Genomic DNA, 19,624 nt, shown 5'->3' with positions numbered 1-19,624 from the left:
GATTACGAATAATTACAGACATCGCTGGCGGGCCTGACTAGATTGACGGTTCCGGGCTCGAATGCGTTGGCAATGAAGCCCCAATAACAATAAAGAGACGGACCCATGCAGAACTCGACCCAAGCGGCGAATGCCTGGCGCATTCTGTTCCTGCTGTTCCTGGCCAACCTGTTCAACTTCTTCGATCGCACCATCCCGGCCATCATCATCGAGCCGATCCGCATGGAGTGGCACCTCAGCGACTTTCAACTGGGGATCATCGGCACCGCATTCACCATCGTTTACGCCATTGCCGGCCTGCCCCTGGGGCGATTGGCCGATACCGGTTCGCGCAGCAAGTTGATGGGTTGGGGTCTGGCGGCGTGGAGCGGGCTGACCGCAGTCAACGGGCTGGTGGGCAGTTTCTGGAGTTTCCTGATCGTGCGCATGGGCATCGGCATCGGTGAAGCCAGTTATGCACCGGCCGCCAACTCGCTGATAGGCGATTTGTTCCCGGCTCATCGTCGGGCTCGGGCCATGGGCATTTTCATGCTTGGTTTGCCGTTGGGCCTGCTGCTGGCGTTCTTCACCATCGGCTGGATGGTCAAGGCGTTCGACAGCTGGCGCGCGCCGTTCTTTATCGCGGCGGTGCCGGGGCTGATCCTGGCGGTGTTCATGTTCTTCATTAAGGAGCCGAAACGCGGCGCGGCGGAAAGCGTGCAAGTGTCTCAGGAACGCGTGGACCGGCCAATCCGTCGAGTGCTGGCGGTGCCGACTTTCCTGTGGCTGGTAATGGCGGGGCTCTGCTTCAACTTCGCGACCTATGCCTGCAACTCGTTTCTGGTACCGATGCTGCAGCGTTATTTCTTGATGCCATTGCAGGACGCGGCGGTGGCGACCGGGGTGATCGTCGGGGTGACCGGGCTGTTCGGCCTGACGCTCGGCGGCTGGATTGCCGACAAGATTCACCAGCGCGTGGCCAATGGGCGGCTGCTGTTCGCGGCGTTCAGCCTGATCATTTCGACCGTGTGCACCGCCTGGGCGCTGCACGCCGGACGCATTGAGATCGGGGTATTTGTCACGGTGTTCAGCTTGGGTTGGTTATTCGCCTACAACTTCTATACCTGCGTGTACACGGCGATCCAGGACGTGGTCGAACCGCGCCTGCGGGCCACGGCGATGGCGCTGTTCTTTGCCGGGTTGTATTTGCTGGGTGGGGGATTGGGACCGGTGGTGGTCGGCGGTTTGTCGGATCACTTTGCGCACACCGCGATGCTCTCGGCCGGCGCCGAGCAGATGACTGAAGCGTTTAAGGCTGTCGGTTTGCATGACGCGATGTATCTGATTCCGGTGGCGCTGTTCTTTACCATGGTGTTTCTGTTTTTGGCCTCGCGGTGTTTTGTCAGGGATGCCAAGCGGATGAAGGAAGGGTTGGTGGCCGTGGTTGAGCCTGTGGGTTCTGCGGCGACTGCATGATCGCCTTCGCGAGCAAGCCCGCTCCCACATTTGACCGAGTCCTTTCAGGAGAAATACGGTCGAATGTGGGAGCGGGCTTGCTCGCGAAGGGGCCATCAGCAACACCACAACAATCAAGCAGACAAAAAAAAGCCCGCATCACTGCGGGCCTTCTTTTTTTGCGGGGCAGGGCAGGGTTTAACCCGCCACCAACACCCGAATCGCTTCCAGTCGCAGCGCAGCTTTGTCGAGCATGGCCAGGCCTTGCTCACGTTGCTTGCGCAGGGCAACCAGTTCGCTGTCGCGCACGGTCGGGTTGACCGCTTGCAGCGCGGTCAGGCGCGCCAGTTCTTCGTCGGTATCCGCCGCCAGGCGACGTTGCGCCTCGGCGACGCGCTCGGCGTGACGCGGGGTGATTTTCTCTTCGCCGGCGTTGATCCGTGGCGTCAGCTGGTCGCGCTGGGCCTGGATGAACTTGTTGGCGCTGGCGCGGGGCACGCTTTCCAGTTGATCGTTCAGGGTTTCGAACGACACTCGCGTCGACAGGTCATTGCCGTTGGCATCGAGCAGGCAGCGCAGGGCGGCCGGCGGCAGGTAACGGCCCAGTTGCAGCGAGCGCGGAGCAACCACTTCGCTGACGTAGAGCAGTTCCAGCAACACGGTGCCTGGTTTCAGCGCCTTGTTCTTGATCAGCGCCACGGCAGTGTTGCCCATCGAGCCGGACAGGACCAAGTCCATGCCGCCTTGAACCATCGGGTGTTCCCAGGTGATGAATTGCATGTCTTCGCGAGACAACGCCTGGTTGCGGTCGTAGGTGATGGTCACGCCTTCGTCGTCGCCCAGCGGGAAGCTGGCGTCGAGCATTTTTTCGCTTGGCTTGAGGATCAGCGCGTTTTCCGAATGGTCTTCGCTGTCGATGCCGAAGGCGTCGAACAGGGTTTCCATGTAGATCGGCAGGGCGAACTGATCGTCTTGTTCGAGGATGTCCTCGACCAGCGCATCGCCTTCGCCAGCACCACCGGAGTTGAGCTCCAGCAAGCGGTCGCGACCGGTGTGCAGTTCGGCTTCCAGACGCTCACGTTCGGCGCGGGCTTCGTCGATCAGCGCTTGCCACTCGCCGTCATCGGCGTTTTCCAGCAGCGGCAGCAGGCGCGGGCCGAACTGATGCTGCAAGGCGTTGCCGGTCGGGCAGGTATTGAGGAACGCGTTCAGCGCTTCGTGATACCACTGGTACAGCCGCTCTTGCGGGCTGGTTTCCAAGTACGGCACGTGCAGTTCGATGATGTGCTTCTGACCGATCCGGTCGAGACGACCGATACGCTGCTCCAGCAGGTCCGGGTGCGACGGCAGATCGAACAGCACCAGATGGTGCGAGAACTGGAAGTTGCGACCTTCACTGCCGATTTCCGAGCAGATCAGCACTTGAGCACCAAATTCTTCGTCGGCGAAGTAGGCGGCGGCGCGGTCACGCTCGAGGATGTTCATGCCTTCGTGGAAGACCGTGGCCGGAATGCCGGAACGTACGCGCAGGGCGTCTTCCAGGTCCATGGCGGTTTCGGCGTGGGCGCAGATCACCAGCACTTTGGTGCGCTTGAGCATTTTCAGGGTGTCGATCAGCCACTCGACACGCGGGTCAAATTTCCACCAGCGCTCTTCTTCATTGGCGTCCGGCTGGGCCTGGAAGCTGACTTCCGGGTACAACTCGGCGTGATCGCCCAGTGGCAGTTCGAGGTATTCGGCCGGGCACGGCAGCGGGTACGGGTGCAGTTTGCGCTCCGGGAAACCCTGCACGGCGGCGCGGGTATTACGAAACAGCACGCGGCCGGTGCCGTGACGGTCCAGCAGTTCGCGGACCAGACGGGCGCTGGCTTCGATATCGCCATCGTTGACGGCGCTCAGCAGCGCTTCGCCTTCGTTGCCGAGGAAGCCGTGAATGGTCTTGTGCGCTTCAGGCGACAGGCGTCCCTTATCGAGCAGCTCCTGAACGGCTTCGGCCACCGGGCGATAGTTTTCGCTCTCGGCGCGGAAGGCGTGCAGGTCATGGAAACGGTTCGGGTCGAGCAGGCGCAGACGGGCGAAATGGCTGTCCTGACCCAGTTGTTCCGGGGTCGCGGTCAGCAGCAAGACGCCGGGGATGACTTCGGCCAGTTGTTCCACCAGTGAGTACTGAGGGCTGACCTGGTCTTCGTGCCACACCAGGTGGTGCGCTTCGTCGACCACCAGCAAATCCCAGCCGGCCGCGAACAGTGCGTCCTGGGCCTTCTCGTCGTCCACCAGCCATTCCAGCGCAACCAATGCGAGCTGGGTGTCTTCAAACGGGTTGGCGGCATCGCTTTCGATGAAGCGTTCTTCGTCGAACAGCGCGACTTGCAGGTTGAAGCGGCGGCGCATCTCCACCAGCCATTGGTGCTGGAGGTTTTCCGGCACCAGGATCAACACGCGGTTGGCGCGGCCCGAGAGCAGTTGGCGATGGATCACCAGGCCGGCTTCGATGGTCTTGCCCAGGCCCACTTCGTCTGCCAGCAGAACCCGCGGCGCGATGCGGTCAGCGACTTCACGGGCAATGTGCAACTGGTGCGCGATCGGTTGCGCACGCACGCCACCCAGGCCCCAAAGGGAGGACTGCAACTGGCGGCTGGTGTGTTCCAGGGTGTGATAACGCAGGGAGAACCAGGCCAGCGGGTCGATCTGGCCGGCGAACAGACGGTCGCTGGCCAGACGGAACTGAATGAAGTTCGACAGTTGGGTTTCCGGCAGGGTGACCACTTCGTTCTGCGCGTTGAGGCCGTGGTAGACCAGCAGGCCGTCGACATCGTCGACTTCTTGTACGGTCAGTTTCCAGCCTTCGAAGTGAGTGATGCTGTCACCCGGCGAAAACCGCACGCGGGTGAGGGGCGCATTCCGTAGCGCGTACTGGCGAGTGTCGCCAGTGGCCGGATAGAGCACGGTCAACAAGCGGCCGTCCTGTGCCAGAACGGTGCCCAAACCCAGCTCGGCTTCGCTGTCACTGATCCAGCGTTGCCCCGGTTGATACTGCTGCGCCATGCTGCCTGACTCCCACCTTGAAAAAGCGGGCTATCTTAACGGAATGAGCCTTCAGGCCAAAGGATTACATGCGTGCGCTGATGGAGGAATGCGAACTTTTCGGGAGATGAAGATCAAAAGATCGCAGGCTGCACCAGCATCCTACGATGCCAGGTGGATCACAAGTTTGCGACCGATGGCTCAAGTCGCGATTCCCGCAGCCGACAGCCTGCTGACAGGAGACTAATAATATGCTGCCACCGATGCTCCCCTTGAGCGCCGTACCGATCACGTCACAGCAGGATCCGATCCGCCAGCGCCCGGATATTCCGCCCGTGGTGCCGGTGCAGGAAAGCTCCAACGAAAGCACTATCGACCTGCAAAAGCGCGACCCGGAAGAGGCTGGCCTGCAACTGCGCGAGGAACAGCGTCGGCAGCAGGAACGAGAGCGGCGCCGTCGTGAGGCCGATGAAGATCCTGAAGAACACCTGGCGATCCCCGGTAATGAGCTCAATGCCGACAACACCGTACCAGTGGTGCCGTTGATGGAGGATCAGCCACGTCAGGGGTTGTGGGTCGATATCGAGATCTGAAGTGCCGGATCACTGGTCAGCGTCCGCGCCAGACCGCATTATTGGCGTAATCCTGTCGCGTCTACCGGCAGTTGAATTCATTTCCAAGCGATGCACTGAACGCCATGAGCCAAGATGACAAGCTGATCGACCTCAATACTGAACGCGCCAAGCGGGTTCATGACCTTAATGAAAAGCGCCTGAACGAAGTGCGCCAGGCGTTCGAGCAGGCGATGCCGTTGGGCAAAGCGAAGAAAAAGCCGAAGAACAAACCGAAAAAACGTTGAAACACCCTGCATCGGTTGATGCAGGTCAGTTATTTCCCCTCCTTTACGCCCTGTCTCGGGCGGCATTGATCCCGGTCAATTTTCTCTCCTGCCCGATTGGTTAACTTAGCCCCATCGCAACAGGGCAAGTGCAGGAGGCTAGTCATGTTTTTCGACAACGTGGTGATCGCCGGAGTGCTGACAGTCGGCCTCATGGTTCTGTTTTTTGCAGGGTTTGGATTTTTTATCTGGAAGGATTCGCATAAGCGCAAACCGTAGGTCTTTCTGGAGTAATGAGCACGCAAGGCATTTTGGGCGACTTCGGTCGCCCTTTTTTTTGTCTGCGAATTTCTATCAGGGTGTACATAGAGCCAATGTGGGAGCGGGCTTGCTCGCGAAGAGGCCATAACATTCAACATCTATGTTGGCTGCTAAGCCGCCTTCGCGAGCAAGCCCGCTCCCACAATTGATTGGTGGTGTATCCAAGCAGCAATAAAAAAGGCGCGAACCTCACGGAACGCGCCTTTTTCAGTAGCGGTGTATCAGCTACCCAGTGCCTTGGACGCCAGCCAGAACAGGCCGGCCGACAGGGCCACGGTGGCTGGCAGGGTCAGGACCCAGGCCAGCAGGATGGTTCTGACGGTGCCGCCTTGCAGGCCGCTTTTGTTCGCGACCATGGTGCCGGCCACGCCTGAGGACAGAACGTGAGTGGTGGAAACCGGGAGGCTGAAGATGTTCGCCGCGCCGATCATGCACGCGGTGGTGATCTGCGCCGACATGCCTTGGGCGTAGGTCATGCCTTGCTTGCCGATCTTTTCGCCAATGGTCAGTACCACGCGTTTCCAACCGACCATGGTACCCAGGCCGAGGGCCAGTGCGACCGCCAGAATCACCCAGAACGGGGCGTATTCGGTGGTGGTGGTCAGGTCCTTGCGCAGTTTGTCCAGGTCAGCCTTTTCACGGGCAGCGAGGCCTGGCAGCTTGGCGACTTTCTTCGCGGTGTCGTCCAGGCAGAGCAGGTAGCGACGTACTTCGATGCGGCTTTCCGACGGCAACGAATGGTAGTCCGCTACACCTTTAAGGGTGCCAAGCAGCGCTGAAATGGTCGGTTCGGTCTGTTGCGGGTTGCAACGGAATTTCTCCGGCAGATCGCCTTTCACGCTTTTACCCAGTGCCAGGAACTCACCCAGGGATTCGCGGTTGCGCTCGTAGAACTGGCTCAGGTGCAGGGTCGCATCGCGAGTACGTTCGATCTGGTAGGTGGTGCTGTTCAGGTCGAGAACGAACTGCGCCGGCACGATACCGATCAGCACCAGCATGATCAGGCCGATACCTTTCTGGCCATCGTTCGAGCCGTGCACGAAGCTGACTGCCATTGCCGAAATCACCAGCACCAGACGGTTCCAGAACGGCGGGTGTTTCTTGTCGTCGATCTTGCGGCGCTGTTCCGGTGTCTTGTGCATCTTGGACAGCGGACGCCACCATTTAAGACCGATCAGCACCAGGGCTGCGATCAGGAAACCGGCCATTGGCGAGAATACCAGGGACGCACCGATATCGATCGCCTTCTGCCAGTTCACGCCATCGGCCAACGGAATGTCGTTGATCAGGGCGTTGGCCAGGCCGACACCGAGGATCGAACCGATCAGCGTGTGGGAACTGGAGGCCGGGATACCGAAGTACCAGGTGCCCAGGTTCCAGGTGATGGCGGCGGCGAGCAACGAGAACACCATGGCCAGTCCGTGACCGGTGTTCACATTGATCAGCAGTTCTACCGGCAGCAAATGGACGATGGCATACGCCACGCCCACACCGCCCAGCAGCACGCCGAGGAAGTTGAACACACCGGAAAAGAACACCGCCAGATGGGGCGGCATGGCTTTGGTGTAGATAACAGTGGCCACCGCGTTTGCGGTGTCATGAAAGCCGTTGATGAACTCGAAGGCGAGGACAAAGGCCAGGGCGAGCAAGAGGCTCACAAGCACCCAAGCATCCAGTCCGCTGAATAAATCGATCATGAAGGTTTTCTGACCCGGTCGTAAGGGGGCGCGATTATGCCAGAAAAGACTGCTAATCGATGCACTTGCTGCTCATCGGTAACATTCTTCAACGAATTAATTTGTGGCAATCCCCCAGGCCCCAGGTTTTTTCGGGGTTTTACAAGTCATTGAATTTACTTGTAAAGGCCGTAGCCACAAGGGTTTCTCCCGGCGAAGCGAGAGGCTTGAACGTGTGTGTGAAATTTCTTGGAAGAGGGTCAGACAGGAGCCATTTGCCTCATCCAATGGATGAGGAGACCGCTGCCCGCTTGTAGCGGGCACGAAAAGCATCATCCATACAACCCGCTTTTAACAGGTGTAGATGCAGGCTCTTGAAAGGTTCAAGCCGAGGCGGTCATGGCTCTTCGGCTTTGAGTTCCTTTTCCATCTTCTGCAATTCCTGGGAGAAGGCCTGATCCTGAACGGTGGCGCGTTTACGCCAGGGTTTGCGTTCGGGTTCGGGCTGAGCGGCGTAGGTGGTGACTTCCCCGCCGTAAACTTCCTTGTAACGTTGTTCCTGGCGCTCAAGTTCCGCGCGCAGTTCGTCTTTCGTCACAGTGCTACCTGATTGAGTTGAGATTAATTCTGGTGAAACGCGCTGCATCGATTTATTGACCACGCTCGTTGAAGGGACAATGCCTGACACGGCATCGTTCCCTCGGAGCAATCAATTCGTCCTTGTTGCAGGCGGCCACGGCACCAGAGAAAAACAGCTGACGTAGCATCAGTCTCCTGTTTCAGCGAGCGCGTTGGCGGTGCATATGAAATGAGCGTCAGGCGCTTGCTGCGGACAGCGGCAATGGATATTGCGCTGCCGGTTGGCGGAATCGGCACATAAAAAACCGGTCGCCACTGAGATGTATTATAGCGGTCGATCCGAAGAACACTATCTCTTGAGAGTTAAAAGTAGTTCCTCGTGTGTGATTGTTTTGTTACTCGCAAACTTTTACCGGTAACTAGGGCGCCGTGATGCCAGTTACAGCGATGACTTTCTGGCGCCATTAAGCCGAACGAATTATTACACCGGTGCTTCTTTAAATCGTGACCGAAAATAACAATCGTATTGCAGGGGGACTGAAAGCAGTATGGCTCATCGTAAGCAGCCATTGATTGCGATTATCGGCCCGTGGTTCGATAATCGCCCAATCTTGGTGGCCGATGGCTTGTGTGTCAGACCGGCAGCCGCTTGTAATAGTCGCTGATCCGTGTGGGAAACAACTGATATGAACGATCAAATGCGCAATTCCTTCGCTTCAGTGGCACCGCCGATCGTTGCCTCGCCCGCCAAGCGAATCCAGGCCCTGACCGGTGACCCGGATTTCATGACTTCCCTGGCCCGTGGCTTGGCGGTGGTGCAAGCGTTCCAGGAGCGCAAGCGGCACCTGACCATTGCGCAGATCAGCCATCGCACGGAAATTCCCCGCGCCGCTGTGCGACGTTGCCTGCATACCCTGATCAAGCTCGGCTACGCCACCACTGATGGGCGTACTTATTCGCTGCTGCCCAAAGTACTGACCCTGGGCCATGCCTATTTGTCGTCGACGCCATTGGCGGTTTCTGCCCAGCCGTATCTGGACCGCATGAGCGAGCAACTGCATGAGGCCTGCAACATGGCCACGCTGGAGGGCGATGACATTTTGTACATTGCGCGCTCGGCGACCACCCAGCGGCTGATTTCCGTCGACCTCTCGGTGGGCGGGCGGCTGCCGGCCTATTGCACGTCCATGGGCAGGATTCTTCTCGCCGCGCTGGACGACACGTCACTGCGCGAATACCTCGACCATGCAGAGCTGCAAGCCAAAACCAGCCGCACGTTGCATACCCCCCAGGCGTTGCTCGAATGCCTGCAAGAGGTACGGCAACAAGGCTGGTGCATCGTCGATCAGGAACTGGAGCAGGGCCTGCGCTCGATTGCCGTTCCGGTGTACGACGCTTCCGGCCAAGTGGTGGCGGCGTTAAACGTCAGCACCCACGCCGGCCGGGTCAGTCGCAGTGAGCTGGAACAGCGTTTCCTGCCCGGCCTGCTAAGCGCCAGTCGTGATCTGAGCGCGCAACTCTTTGCCTAAGCTGTTCGATAAACGCACAGAGTCGCGTTTGTCGAATTGACGCTCTTTCCCTTGGCTCATTAATGTCGCGGCAGCGTCATCCGGCACTAGTTGGCCTTCAGCCGCCGGATCACGCCCCAATAACAATGAGAAGAGGCATTGTCATGCGCACGTTTCCCGACTGTCGCTGTTCCCACCGGTTTAGCTGCCGAAACCGAATCGCCTGATCCCGACCTCCTTTTCTAGTGACAGCGTCAGCCCCGGCTGACACCTGTTCGACTGCGTTCTTTGCGTGGAATAAAAATAATGAACCAGCCTCAGTCTGCCGTAGGAAACTGCCTTGACGTGCAGTCCTTCATCAATGCTCAACCCATTTCGCGCTACCAATGGCGGGTGGTGATTCTATGTTTCCTGATTGTTTTCCTCGATGGCCTCGACACTGCGGCCATGGGTTTTATCGCGCCGGCACTGTCCCAGGACTGGGGCATCGATCGCGCCAGTCTCGGCCCGGTGATGAGTGCGGCGTTGATCGGCATGGTCTTCGGCGCTTTGGGTTCCGGCCCGTTGGCTGACCGATTCGGGCGAAAAGTCGTGCTGGTGGGCGCAGTGTTGTTGTTCGGCGCTTTCAGCCTGGCGTCGGCCTATAGCACCAACGTCGATCAACTGCTGGTGCTGCGTTTCCTCACCGGTCTGGGCTTGGGCGCCGGCATGCCGAACGCCACCACGCTGCTGTCCGAATACACCCCGGAACGCAAGAAATCCCTGCTGGTGACCAGCATGTTCTGCGGCTTCAACCTTGGTATGGCCGGTGGCGGGTTCATCTCGGCCAAACTGATCCCGGCCTTCGGCTGGCACAGCCTGTTGATGATCGGCGGAATTCTGCCGTTGATCCTCGCCGTCGTCTTGCTGTTCTGGTTGCCGGAATCGGCGCGCTATCTGGTGGTGCGCAACCGTGGCACGGACAAAGTGCGCAAGGCCTTGGCGCCGATCGACCCAATGGTGGTGGCTCAGGCTTCGAGCTTCAGCGTGCCGGAACAGAAAACCGTGAAGGCGCGCAATGTGTTTGCCGTGATCTTCTCCGGCACGTACAGCACCGGTACGTTGTTGCTGTGGCTGACGTACTTCATGGGGCTGGTGATTGTTTACCTGCTGACCAGTTGGCTGCCGACGCTGATGCGTGACAGCGGCGCGAGCATGGAACAGGCGGCGTTCATTGGTGCGCTGTTCCAGTTCGGTGGGGTGTTGAGCGCAGTGGGTGTGGGCTGGGCGATGGACCGGTTCAATCCGCACAAGGTCATCGGCATTTTCTACTTATTCGCCGGGGTGTTTGCCTACGCGGTAGGGCAGAGCCTGGGCAACATCACGTTGCTGGCAACCCTGGTGCTGGTGGCCGGGATGTGCGTCAACGGCGCGCAATCGGCGATGCCGTCGCTGGCGGCGCGGTTTTATCCGACTCAAGGGCGGGCGACCGGTGTGTCGTGGATGCTCGGGATTGGCCGCTTCGGCGCGATCCTCGGTGCGTGGATGGGCGCAACGTTGCTGGGCCTGGGCTGGAACTTCGAACAGGTGCTGACGGCACTGGTAATTCCAGCCGCGTTAGCGACGACGGCGGTGGTGATCAAGGGCATGGTCAGTCATGCGGATGCGACCTGAGGGCAATTTCCGAGATGTGATCGTTCCCACGCTCCGCGTGGGAATGCCTCAACGGACGCTCCGCGTCCGCTTCTGGGGCGCGGAGCGTCCCGAGCTGCATTCCCACGCGGAGCGTGGGAACGATCGGCGCAGGAGATCGGTAGGGAGACAACAATCTGTTCGATAAACGAACACTCAGTCGATTATCGGATTGTTTGGCGTTTTCCAGGGGCTTACTCTTCAGTCATTCCGGTGCTGAACCTCGCGCCTTTTTCTACCACTGTCGGTTCATAACAAAACGGGAGCCTGCCCCATGGCTGAAATCCTTTCGCTGCATGACGCGGTAAAGCAGTTCGTCAACGACGGCGATACCGTCGCGCTCGAAGGCTTTACTCACCTGATCCCTACGGCGGCGGGTCACGAAATCATCCGTCAGGGCAAGAAAGATCTGACCCTGGTGCGGATGACGCCCGACTTGATCTACGACCAGTTGATCGGTGCCGGTTGTGCTCGCAAGCTGATTTTCTCCTGGGGCGGTAACCCAGGCGTGGGCTCGCTGCACCGTCTGCGTGACGCGGTCGAAAGGCAGTGGCCGCATGCGCTGGAAATCGAAGAGCACAGCCACGCCGACCTGGCCAATGCCTACGTCGCGGGCGCTTCGGGCTTACCGTTCGCGGTGCTGCGTGCCTACGCCGGCTCCGACCTGCCAAAGGTCAACCCGCTGATCAAAACCGTCACGTGCCCGTTCACCGGCGAAGTGCTGGCGGCGGTGCCGTCGGTGCGCCCGGACATCACCGTGATTCACGCGCAGAAAGCCGACCGCAAAGGCAATGTGCTGCTCTGGGGCATTCTCGGCGTGCAGAAAGAAGCGGCGCTGGCCGCCAAGCGTTGCATCGTCACTGTTGAAGAAATCGTCGACGACCTCAACGCACCGATGAACGCTTGCGTGCTGCCGACCTGGGCCTTGAGCGCGGTCTGCCATGTACCGGGTGGTGCGCATCCGTCCTACGCCCACGGTTACACCGAGCGCGATAACCGCTTCTACCAGGCCTGGGACCCGATTGCCCGCGACCGTGAAACCTTCACCGCGTGGATCAACGAGTACATCCATGGTTGCGCTGACTTCAGTGAGTTCCAGGCCAAGCTGGCCGCTGCTTCGGAGGCCAAGTAATGACTTACACCACCAATGAAATGATGACCGTCGCCGCTGCCCGCCGTCTGAAAAACGGTTCGGTATGCTTCGTCGGCATCGGCCTGCCGTCGAAAGCCGCCAACCTGGCACGTCTGACTTCCTCGCCAGACGTCGTCCTGATCTATGAATCGGGTCCGATCGGTGCCAAGCCGAGTGTATTGCCGCTGTCGATCGGCGACGGTGAACTGGCGGAGACCGCCGACACCGTCGTCCCGACCGGTGAGATTTTTCGCTACTGGTTGCAGGGCGGACGCATTGACGTCGGTTTTCTCGGCGCCGCGCAAGTCGACCGTTTCGGCAACATCAACACCACGGTGGTGGGCGATTACCATCAGCCGAAAGTTCGCCTGCCGGGCGCCGGTGGCGCGCCGGAGATCGCCGGTTCCGCCAAGAGCGTGCTGATCATCCTCAAGCAGTCGGCGCGCTCCTTTGTCGACAAACTCGACTTCATCACCTCGGTCGGTCATGGCGAGGGCGGTGATTCGCGCAAGCGTCTGGGTCTGCCAGGCGCCGGTCCGGTCGGCATTGTTACCGACCTGTGCATCATGGAACCCGAAGCGGATACTCATGAATTCGTGGTCACCGCGCTGCACCCTGGCGTGACCCGCGAGCAAGTGATTGCGGCCACCGGCTGGTCGATTCGTTTTGCCGATCAGGTGGAAAACACCGCCGAGCCAACCGATGTCGAGCTGACCGCGCTGCGCGATCTGGAAGCCCGCACCGCTGCAGCCCACGGCCAAGCACCCGGAGAAGCCTGATGCGTGACGTATATATCTGTGACGCCATCCGCACCCCCATCGGCCGTTTCGGCGGCGGCCTGTCGGCGGTTCGCGCCGATGATCTGGCCGCCGTGCCGATCAAAGCGCTGATGGCGCGCAACCCGTCGGTAGACTGGAACGCGGTAGACGAAGTGTTCCTCGGTTGCGCCAACCAGGCCGGCGAAGACAACCGCAACGTGGCACGCATGGCGTTGCTGCTGGCGGGTCTGCCAGAAACCATTCCCGGCGTTACCCTCAATCGTCTTTGCGCTTCGGGCATGGATGCGATCGGCACGGCGTTCCGGGCCATCGCCAGTGGCGAGATGGAGTTGGCGATTGCCGGCGGCGTCGAGTCGATGTCTCGCGCACCGTTCGTGATGGGCAAGGCCGATGCGGCGTTCTCGCGCAACATGAAACTGGAAGACACCACCATCGGCTGGCGTTTCATCAATCCGTTGATGAAAGCCCAGTACGGCGTGGACGCGATGCCGCAGACCGCCGATAACGTGGCCGATGATTACCAGGTTTCCCGCGCCGATCAGGATGCTTTCGCCCTGCGCAGTCAGCAACGCACAGCGGCCGCGCAAGCTGCAGGTTTTTTTGCCGAAGAAATCGTCGAAGTGCGCATTGCCCACAAGAAGGGGGAAAGCGTCATCACGCAGGATGAACATCCCCGCGCTGACACGACATTGGAAACCCTGGCCAAACTCAAACCGGTCAATGGCCCGGACAAAACCGTTACCGCCGGCAATGCTTCCGGGGTGAACGACGGTGCGGCGGCGTTGATTCTGGCCTCCGGCGACGCGGTGAAGAAACATGGCCTGACTGCCCGCGCTCGCGTGTTGGGCATGTCGAGTGCCGGTGTCGCACCCAGGGTGATGGGCATCGGCCCGGTGCCAGCGGTGCGCAAATTGACCGAACGCCTGGGCTTGGCGGTCAGAGATTTCGACGTGATTGAACTCAACGAAGCCTTCGCCAGCCAGGGCTTGGCCGTGCTGCGTGAACTGGGACTGGCGGATGACGCGGCCCAGGTCAACCCGAACGGTGGCGCCATTGCCTTGGGCCATCCGCTGGGCATGAGCGGTGCACGCTTGGTACTGACCGCGCTGCATCAACTGGAAAAAACCGGTGGCAAGAAAGGTCTGGCGACCATGTGCGTCGGTGTCGGCCAGGGGCTGGCCTTGGCGATCGAACGGGTCTGACACGCTGGCTGTGAATTAAAAGCGTCGACTAATAAGAACTGAGGAAAGCGCAATGACTGACAAACCTGGTTACCGTCGCCCACAGGCGGGCACTCAGCCGGAATACCTGCACCCTCCTTATCAATCCACCAACCTTCGCTCGCCGTCCAAGCCGTTGGTGTTTTTGCCTCATTCGCTGTCGGAAATCACCGGCCCGACCATTGGCGCCGATCGCATCGAGGAGCAGGACAACGACCTGACCGCCCAGCACTCGGGCGAGCCATTGGGTGAACGGATCATCATTCACGGCCGTGTGCTGGATGAAAACGGTCTGCCGGTGCCGGGAATTCTGGTGGAGATCTGGCAGGCCAACGCGGCCGGCCGCTACGCCCATGCCCGCGACCTGCACGACGCGCCGCTGGACCCGAACTTCACCGGCACCGGTCGCACCGTGACCGACGCCGATGGCTGGTATCAGTTCCAGACCATCAAGCCCGGCGCCTATCCATGGGGTAACCATCACAACGCCTGGCGCCCGGCGCACATCCATTTCTCACTGTTCGGGCCGAGTATTCTCACGCGCCTGGTGACCCAGATGTATTTCCCGGGCGACCCGTTGCTGGCTTACGACCCGATCTACAACTGCGTGCCTGATACGAGTGCCAAAGAGCGCCTGATCGCCAGTTTCGACCTGGAAAAAACCATCCCTTCCTACGCCCTCGGTTATCGCTGGGACATCGTCTTGCGCGGGCGCGAAGCCACGCCGATGGAGAAATAAGATGACGCTGAACGCGACCACGTCCCACACCGTCGGGCCGTATTACCACATCGGCCTGACCTGGCTGAACCGCGAAGACCTGACCGTTGCACAGACTCTCGGTGAGCGCGTGGCGATCACCGGGCAAGTCGTCGATGGCAACGGCGACTTCGTCAACGATGCGATGCTGGAAGTCTGGCAGGCCAACGCCGCAGGCAAGTACGACCATCCCGAAGACGATCAAGACAAACCCCTGGACCCGAACTTCGAAGGGTTTGGCCGGGTGCCGGTGGATGCAGAAGGGCGCTTCCGCTTTACCACGATCAAACCGGGCACAGTGGAAGGCTTGAAGGGTACGACCCAGGCGCCCCATTTGGTGGTGCTGGTGTTTGCTCGCGGGTTGGTGAAGCACTTGCTGACGCGGATTTACTTCGACGGCGAACCGGCCAACGTGGCGGACCCGCTGCTGGAGTGCGTGCCTGCTGAACGCCGCGGTACCTTGCTGGCGAAGCAGGATGCTGCGGGTGTTTATCAGTGGAATGTGATTTTGCAGGGGACGGATGCGGAGACGGTGTTTTTTGATTATTGATTGAGCGCCGCAAAACCTGTGGGAGCGGGCTTGCTCGCGAAAGCGGTGTGTCAGGCGACATCAATGTTGACTGTGCCGTCCTCTTCGCGAGCAAGCCCGCTCCCACAGGGATTCGCGTCGCTAATGCATTTGCGGAACGGGATTGTTGCAAAGTGTGTCTAGACTCTCACGGTCCCCAAAATAGTGAAGAACGATGACAACTCTCACAGCTCTCTACACCAGTGAAGAACGCAACAAAAGGATCTTTGCGATTGTCGGCGCCTCGTCCGGCAATCTGGTTGAATGGTTCGACTTTTACGTCTACGCCTTCTGCGCAATCTATTTCGCCCCGGCGTTTTTCCCCTCCGACAACCCCACGGTGCAGCTGGTGAACACGGCGGGCGTATTCGCTGCCGGGTTTCTGATGCGGCCAATTGGCGGGTGGATCTTCGGTCGGGTGGCGGACAAACACGGGCGCAAGAATTCGATGTTGATCTCGATTCTGATGATGTGCTTCGGTTCGTTGCTCATCGCCTGCCTGCCGACCTACGACAGCATCGGGGTCTGGGCGCCGATCATGCTGTTGTTCGCGCGCCTGCTGCAGGGCTTGTCGGTGGGCGGCGAGTACGGCACCACCGCGACCTACATGAGTGAAGTCGCGCTCAAAGGCCAGCGCGGTTTCTTTGCCTCATTCCAGTACGTCACGCTGATTGGCGGGCAACTGCTGGCGGTGTCGCTGGTGGTGGTCCTGCAGCAGTTCCTCAGCGAAGATGAATTGCGTGCCTATGGCTGGCGAATTCCGTTCGTGGTCGGTGCGGCTGCGGCATTGATTTCGTTGTTCCTGCGTCGTGCGCTCAAGGAAACCACCAGCAAGGAAATGCGCGAAAACAAGGACGCCGGCAGCATCCGTGCGCTGTTCCGCGATCACAAGGCTGCGTTCATCACCGTGCTGGGTTACACCGCCGGCGGTTCGCTGATTTTCTACACATTCACCACATACATGCAGAAGTACCTGGTGAATACCGCCGGCATGCACGCCAAGACCGCGAGCTACATCATGACCGGCGCGCTGTTCCTTTATATGTGCATGCAACCGTTCTTCGGCATGCTCGCCGACAAGATCGGCCGGCGCAATTCGATGCTTTGGTTCGGCGCCCTCGGGACGTTGTTCACCGTACCGATCCTGTTGAGCCTGAAAAGTGTCAGCAGTCCGTTCCTGGCCTTTGTCCTGATTACCCTGGCGCTGGCGATCGTGAGTTTCTACACCTCGATCAGCGGTCTGGTGAAAGCCGAAATGTTCCCGCCAGAGGTACGCGCCTTGGGCGTCGGCCTGGCGTATGCGGTGGCCAATGCAATCTTCGGCGGTTCGGCGGAGTATGTGGCGCTGAGCCTTAAAGCCGGGGGCATGGAAAACTCGTTCTATTGGTACGTGACGGTGATGATGGCGGTCGCGTTCCTGTTCAGCCTGCGTCTGCCGAAACAGGCGAAGTATTTGCAAAACGACCTTTGATCTTTACGCGGGGGCCTGACCGGCCCTCGCCTGCAAGGACTGTTTATGAACCAGCGACCGGGCAATCAATTGTTCGATGCCTACTTCACTGCACGCGACATGCGTGAGGTGTTCTGCGATCAGGGCCGGGTTCAGGCCATGCTTGATTTCGAAGCGGCACTGGCCCGGGCCGAGGCGCGGGTTGGCCTGATTCCGCAGACGGCTGTTGCGTCTATCGAAGCGGCATGTCGGGCCGAGCATTACGACTTCGCCGCGCTTGGTGAGGCCATTGCCACGGCAGGGAACTCGGCGATTCCGCTGGTCAAGGCATTGGGCAAGCAGATCGCCAAGAGCAATGCCGAAGCCGAGCGTTACGTGCATCTGGGCGCGACCAGCCAGGATGCAATGGACACCGGCCTGGTGCTGCAACTGCGCCGCGCGCTGGAATTGATCGAAGCTGATCTGATGCAGCTGGGGGAAACCCTCGCTACCCAGGCCTGGCGTTACGTCGCCACGCCGTTGGCCGGGCGCACCTGGTTGCAACACGCGACGCCCGTCACCCTCGGCATGAAGATCGCCGGTTGGTTGGGGGCGGTGACGCGCAGCCGTCAGCGTCTGCTGGAACTCAAACCGCGCCTGCTGGTGCTGCAATTCGGTGGCGCATCCGGCACCCTCGCGGCCCTCGGCGAACAGGCGATGCCGATTGCCGAAGCCTTGGCCGTAGAACTGCAACTGACCTTGCCGGATCAACCCTGGCACACCCAGCGTGATCGTCTGGTGGAGTTCGGCGCGGTGCTTGGATTGATCGCCGGCAGCCTCGGCAAACTCGGCCGCGATATCAGCCTGTTGATGCAGACCGAGGCCGGCGAAGTGTTCGAGCCGTCGGCGCCGGGCAAGGGCGGTTCCTCGACCATGCCGCACAAACGCAACCCGGTGGGCGCAGCGGTGCTGATCGGCGCGGCGACGCGAGTGCCGGGTTTGCTCTCGACCTTGTTCAGTGCGATGCCGCAGGAGCACGAACGCAGCCTGGGCCTGTGGCATGCCGAATGGGAAACCCTGCCGGAGATCTGCTGTTTGGTGTCAGGCAGTTTGCAGCAAGCGCTGTTGGTGGCCGACGGACTGGAAGTGGATGCCGACCGAATGACGCGCAACCTCGACCTGACCCAGGGCCTGGTGCTGGCCGAAGCCGTGAGCATCGTGCTGGCGCAACGGGTCGGTCGCGACACCGCGCACCATCTGCTGGAGCAATGCTGCAAGCGCGCAGTGGCTGAGCAACGACATCTGCGCGCGGTACTCGGCGACGAGCCGCAAGTGACCGCCGAGCTGTCGGATGCTGAGCTCGATCGTCTGCTGGACCCCGCCCATTACCTCGGTCAGGCCCATACCTGGGTCGAGCGAGCGGTGGCTGAACATTTTGCGTTGACCTCTTGAAGGAGACTGCTGTGGCATTCGTACAACTCGCCGAGGGCGAACTGCACTACCAAATTCAAGGGCCGCAACTCGATGGCCCTGTCGAGGCGCCGGTGCTGGTGCTGTCCAACTCACTGGGTACCGACCTGCACATGTGGGACGCGCAGATCCCGGCGTTCACCGAGCATTTTCGCGTGCTGCGTTTCGACACCCGTGGTCACGGCCAGTCGTTGGTGACGCCGGGGCCGTACAGCATCGAGCAACTGGGCCGTGACGTGCTGGCGCTGCTGGATGCCTTGCACATCGAGCGCGCGCATTTCTGTGGTCTGTCCATGGGCGGGTTGATCGGTCAGTGGCTGGGGATCAATGCCGGTCAGCGTTTGAATAAACTGATCGTATGCAACACCGCGGCGAAAATCGGCGATCCGTCGGTGTGGAATCCACGGATCGAAACTGTGCTGCGTGACGGCACAGAGGCAATGGTTGCCCTGCGCGATGCGTCGATAGCGCGCTGGTTTACCGCAGATTTTTCCGAGGCTAATCCGGAAGTGGTGAAGCGGATCACCGACATGCTCGCGGCGACTTCGCCTGAAGGTTACGCGGCCAATTGCGCGGCGGTGCGTGACGCCGATTTCCGCGATCAGTTGTCCTCGATTCAGGTGCCGCTGCTGGTGATCGCCGGCACCGAGGACGCGGTGACTCCGCCGTCCGGCGGGCATTTCATTCAGGAGCAAGTGCGTGGCGCCGAGTACGCCGAGTTCTACGCCGCGCACCTGTCCAACGTCCAGGCCGGCGCTGCGTTCAGCGACCGGGTACTGGCGTTTTTGTCAGCTCATTGAGGGGATTTTTGTGGACGAGAAACAACGTTACGACGAGGGCCTGAACGTCCGTCGTGCGGTACTTGGCGACGCCCATGTCGACCGCAGCCTGAACGCGCTGACCGAGTTCAACTCGGAGTTCCAGGAGATGATCACCCGCCACGCCTGGGGCGACATCTGGACCCGCCCGGGCTTGCCGCGCCATACCCGCAGCCTGATCACCATCGCCATGCTGATCGGCATGAACCGCAACGAAGAACTCAAACTGCACCTGCGCGCCGCCGCCAACAACGGCGTGACCCGTGGCGAGATCAAGGAAGTGATCATGCAGAGCGCGATCTACTGCGGCATCCCTGCGGCCAACGCGACGTTCCATCTGGCTGAATCGGTGTGGGATGAGTTGGGGGTTGAATCGCGGGAATAACTGTCCACCACAACC

18 protein-coding genes are annotated in these 19,624 nt (G+C 60.3%); 15 read left to right on the top strand and 3 right to left on the bottom strand.

The window, feature by feature from the left end; genetic code table 11:
- The first annotated feature begins 105 nt into the window (after positions 1-105).
- A complete protein-coding gene (locus tag KVG95_RS12455) occupies positions 106-1,455 on the top strand; it encodes a spinster family MFS transporter (protein WP_217856666.1) in 1,350 nt (449 codons plus the stop codon).
- A 177-nt stretch (positions 1,456-1,632) separates the two neighbouring features.
- On the opposite strand, the gene rapA is transcribed toward KVG95_RS12455, so the two are convergent.
- Positions 1,633-4,479, bottom strand: coding sequence for an RNA polymerase-associated protein RapA (gene rapA, locus KVG95_RS12450; RefSeq protein ID WP_052966938.1), 2,847 nt, complete (start codon positions 4,477-4,479; stop codon positions 1,633-1,635).
- Positions 4,480-4,709: 230 nt separating this feature from the next.
- Here rapA and KVG95_RS12445 point away from each other — a divergent pair, with 230 nt between their 5' ends.
- From KVG95_RS12445 to ccoM, 3 genes are all read left to right on the top strand, one after another.
- Positions 4,710-5,051, top strand: coding sequence for a hypothetical protein (locus tag KVG95_RS12445; protein WP_052966937.1), 342 nt, complete (start codon positions 4,710-4,712; stop codon positions 5,049-5,051).
- Positions 5,052-5,155: 104 nt separating this feature from the next.
- The gene (locus KVG95_RS12440) at positions 5,156-5,317 is read left to right on the top strand and encodes a hypothetical protein (RefSeq protein ID WP_007906621.1); all 162 of its coding nucleotides are present in this window, start codon (positions 5,156-5,158) and stop codon (positions 5,315-5,317) included.
- A 144-nt stretch (positions 5,318-5,461) separates the two neighbouring features.
- Positions 5,462-5,575: a cytochrome c oxidase subunit CcoM gene (gene ccoM / locus KVG95_RS30070; RefSeq protein WP_010462558.1), complete on the top strand. Its 114-nt coding sequence runs from the start codon at positions 5,462-5,464 to the stop codon at positions 5,573-5,575.
- Between the two features lie 263 nt (positions 5,576-5,838).
- On the opposite strand, the gene KVG95_RS12435 is transcribed toward ccoM, so the two are convergent.
- Both KVG95_RS12435 and KVG95_RS12430 read right to left on the bottom strand, forming a co-directional pair.
- The gene (locus KVG95_RS12435; RefSeq protein WP_007903847.1) at positions 5,839-7,314 is read right to left on the bottom strand and encodes an inorganic phosphate transporter; all 1,476 of its coding nucleotides are present in this window, start codon (positions 7,312-7,314) and stop codon (positions 5,839-5,841) included.
- A 376-nt stretch (positions 7,315-7,690) separates the two neighbouring features.
- Entirely contained in the window at positions 7,691-7,891 is a 201-nt protein-coding gene (locus tag KVG95_RS12430) for a hypothetical protein (protein WP_007903846.1), read from the bottom strand.
- A gap of 667 nt (positions 7,892-8,558) precedes the next feature.
- Between KVG95_RS12430 and pcaR the strand changes: the two genes are divergently transcribed.
- The 11 genes from pcaR (at position 8,559) to pcaC (ending at position 19,609) form a co-directional block, all read left to right on the top strand.
- Entirely contained in the window at positions 8,559-9,401 is an 843-nt protein-coding gene (gene pcaR / locus KVG95_RS12425; protein WP_052966935.1) for a pca regulon transcriptional regulator PcaR, read from the top strand.
- Between the two features lie 285 nt (positions 9,402-9,686).
- Positions 9,687-11,033: a 4-hydroxybenzoate transporter PcaK gene (gene pcaK, locus KVG95_RS12420; RefSeq protein ID WP_217856665.1), complete on the top strand. Its 1,347-nt coding sequence runs from the start codon at positions 9,687-9,689 to the stop codon at positions 11,031-11,033.
- A gap of 292 nt (positions 11,034-11,325) precedes the next feature.
- Positions 11,326-12,183 (top strand): CoA transferase subunit A, encoded by an 858-nt coding sequence (locus KVG95_RS12415; protein ID WP_007903838.1) that lies wholly within the window; start codon positions 11,326-11,328, stop codon positions 12,181-12,183.
- Positions 12,183-12,962: a CoA-transferase subunit beta gene (locus KVG95_RS12410; protein WP_217856664.1), complete on the top strand. Its 780-nt coding sequence runs from the start codon at positions 12,183-12,185 to the stop codon at positions 12,960-12,962. The genes KVG95_RS12415 and KVG95_RS12410 overlap by 1 nt, the downstream gene beginning before the upstream one ends.
- Positions 12,959-14,164 carry a 3-oxoadipyl-CoA thiolase gene (pcaF, locus tag KVG95_RS12405; RefSeq protein ID WP_217856801.1) on the top strand — a complete coding sequence of 402 codons (1,206 nt, stop codon included), beginning with the start codon at positions 12,959-12,961 and terminating at the stop codon, positions 14,162-14,164. Before KVG95_RS12410 ends, pcaF begins: the two co-directional genes overlap by 4 nt.
- A 52-nt stretch (positions 14,165-14,216) precedes the next feature.
- Positions 14,217-14,921, top strand: a complete 705-nt coding sequence (pcaH, locus tag KVG95_RS12400) for a protocatechuate 3,4-dioxygenase subunit beta (RefSeq protein ID WP_217856663.1) — start codon at positions 14,217-14,219, stop codon at positions 14,919-14,921.
- 1 nt (position 14,922) lies between these two features.
- Positions 14,923-15,489: a protocatechuate 3,4-dioxygenase subunit alpha gene (gene pcaG, locus KVG95_RS12395; RefSeq protein WP_123719757.1), complete on the top strand. Its 567-nt coding sequence runs from the start codon at positions 14,923-14,925 to the stop codon at positions 15,487-15,489.
- Between the two features lie 193 nt (positions 15,490-15,682).
- On the top strand, positions 15,683-16,978 hold the full coding sequence (locus KVG95_RS12390) for an MFS family transporter (RefSeq protein ID WP_217856662.1): 1,296 nt from the start codon (positions 15,683-15,685) through the stop codon (positions 16,976-16,978).
- Between the two features lie 45 nt (positions 16,979-17,023).
- On the top strand, positions 17,024-18,388 hold the full coding sequence (locus KVG95_RS12385; protein ID WP_048393949.1) for a 3-carboxy-cis,cis-muconate cycloisomerase: 1,365 nt from the start codon (positions 17,024-17,026) through the stop codon (positions 18,386-18,388).
- A gap of 11 nt (positions 18,389-18,399) precedes the next feature.
- The gene (pcaD, locus tag KVG95_RS12380; RefSeq protein WP_217856661.1) at positions 18,400-19,206 is read left to right on the top strand and encodes a 3-oxoadipate enol-lactonase; all 807 of its coding nucleotides are present in this window, start codon (positions 18,400-18,402) and stop codon (positions 19,204-19,206) included.
- Between the two features lie 10 nt (positions 19,207-19,216).
- On the top strand, positions 19,217-19,609 hold the full coding sequence (gene pcaC, locus KVG95_RS12375; RefSeq protein WP_008005892.1) for a 4-carboxymuconolactone decarboxylase: 393 nt from the start codon (positions 19,217-19,219) through the stop codon (positions 19,607-19,609).
- Positions 19,610-19,624 lie beyond the last annotated feature (15 nt).

It is taken from the genome of Pseudomonas farris, assembly GCF_019145235.1.
Classification (GTDB): Bacteria; Pseudomonadota; Gammaproteobacteria; order Pseudomonadales; family Pseudomonadaceae; genus Aquipseudomonas; species Aquipseudomonas farris.
This window is presented reverse-complemented; position numbering and strand designations above follow the sequence as displayed.

Coding starts and splice junctions, on each gene's coding strand:
- KVG95_RS12455 (WP_217856666.1), top strand. CDS start 106: ATGCAGAACTCGACCCAAGCGGCGAATGCCTGGCGCATTCTGTTCCTG.
- rapA (WP_052966938.1), bottom strand. CDS start 4,479: ATGGCGCAGCAGTATCAACCGGGGCAACGCTGGATCAGTGACAGCGAA.
- KVG95_RS12445 (WP_052966937.1), top strand. CDS start 4,710: ATGCTGCCACCGATGCTCCCCTTGAGCGCCGTACCGATCACGTCACAG.
- KVG95_RS12440 (WP_007906621.1), top strand. CDS start 5,156: ATGAGCCAAGATGACAAGCTGATCGACCTCAATACTGAACGCGCCAAG.
- ccoM (WP_010462558.1), top strand. CDS start 5,462: ATGTTTTTCGACAACGTGGTGATCGCCGGAGTGCTGACAGTCGGCCTC.
- KVG95_RS12435 (WP_007903847.1), bottom strand. CDS start 7,314: ATGATCGATTTATTCAGCGGACTGGATGCTTGGGTGCTTGTGAGCCTC.
- pcaR (WP_052966935.1), top strand. CDS start 8,559: ATGAACGATCAAATGCGCAATTCCTTCGCTTCAGTGGCACCGCCGATC.
- pcaK (WP_217856665.1), top strand. CDS start 9,687: ATGAACCAGCCTCAGTCTGCCGTAGGAAACTGCCTTGACGTGCAGTCC.
- KVG95_RS12415 (WP_007903838.1), top strand. CDS start 11,326: ATGGCTGAAATCCTTTCGCTGCATGACGCGGTAAAGCAGTTCGTCAAC.
- KVG95_RS12410 (WP_217856664.1), top strand. CDS start 12,183: ATGACTTACACCACCAATGAAATGATGACCGTCGCCGCTGCCCGCCGT.
- pcaH (WP_217856663.1), top strand. CDS start 14,217: ATGACTGACAAACCTGGTTACCGTCGCCCACAGGCGGGCACTCAGCCG.
- pcaG (WP_123719757.1), top strand. CDS start 14,923: ATGACGCTGAACGCGACCACGTCCCACACCGTCGGGCCGTATTACCAC.
- KVG95_RS12390 (WP_217856662.1), top strand. CDS start 15,683: ATGACAACTCTCACAGCTCTCTACACCAGTGAAGAACGCAACAAAAGG.
- KVG95_RS12385 (WP_048393949.1), top strand. CDS start 17,024: ATGAACCAGCGACCGGGCAATCAATTGTTCGATGCCTACTTCACTGCA.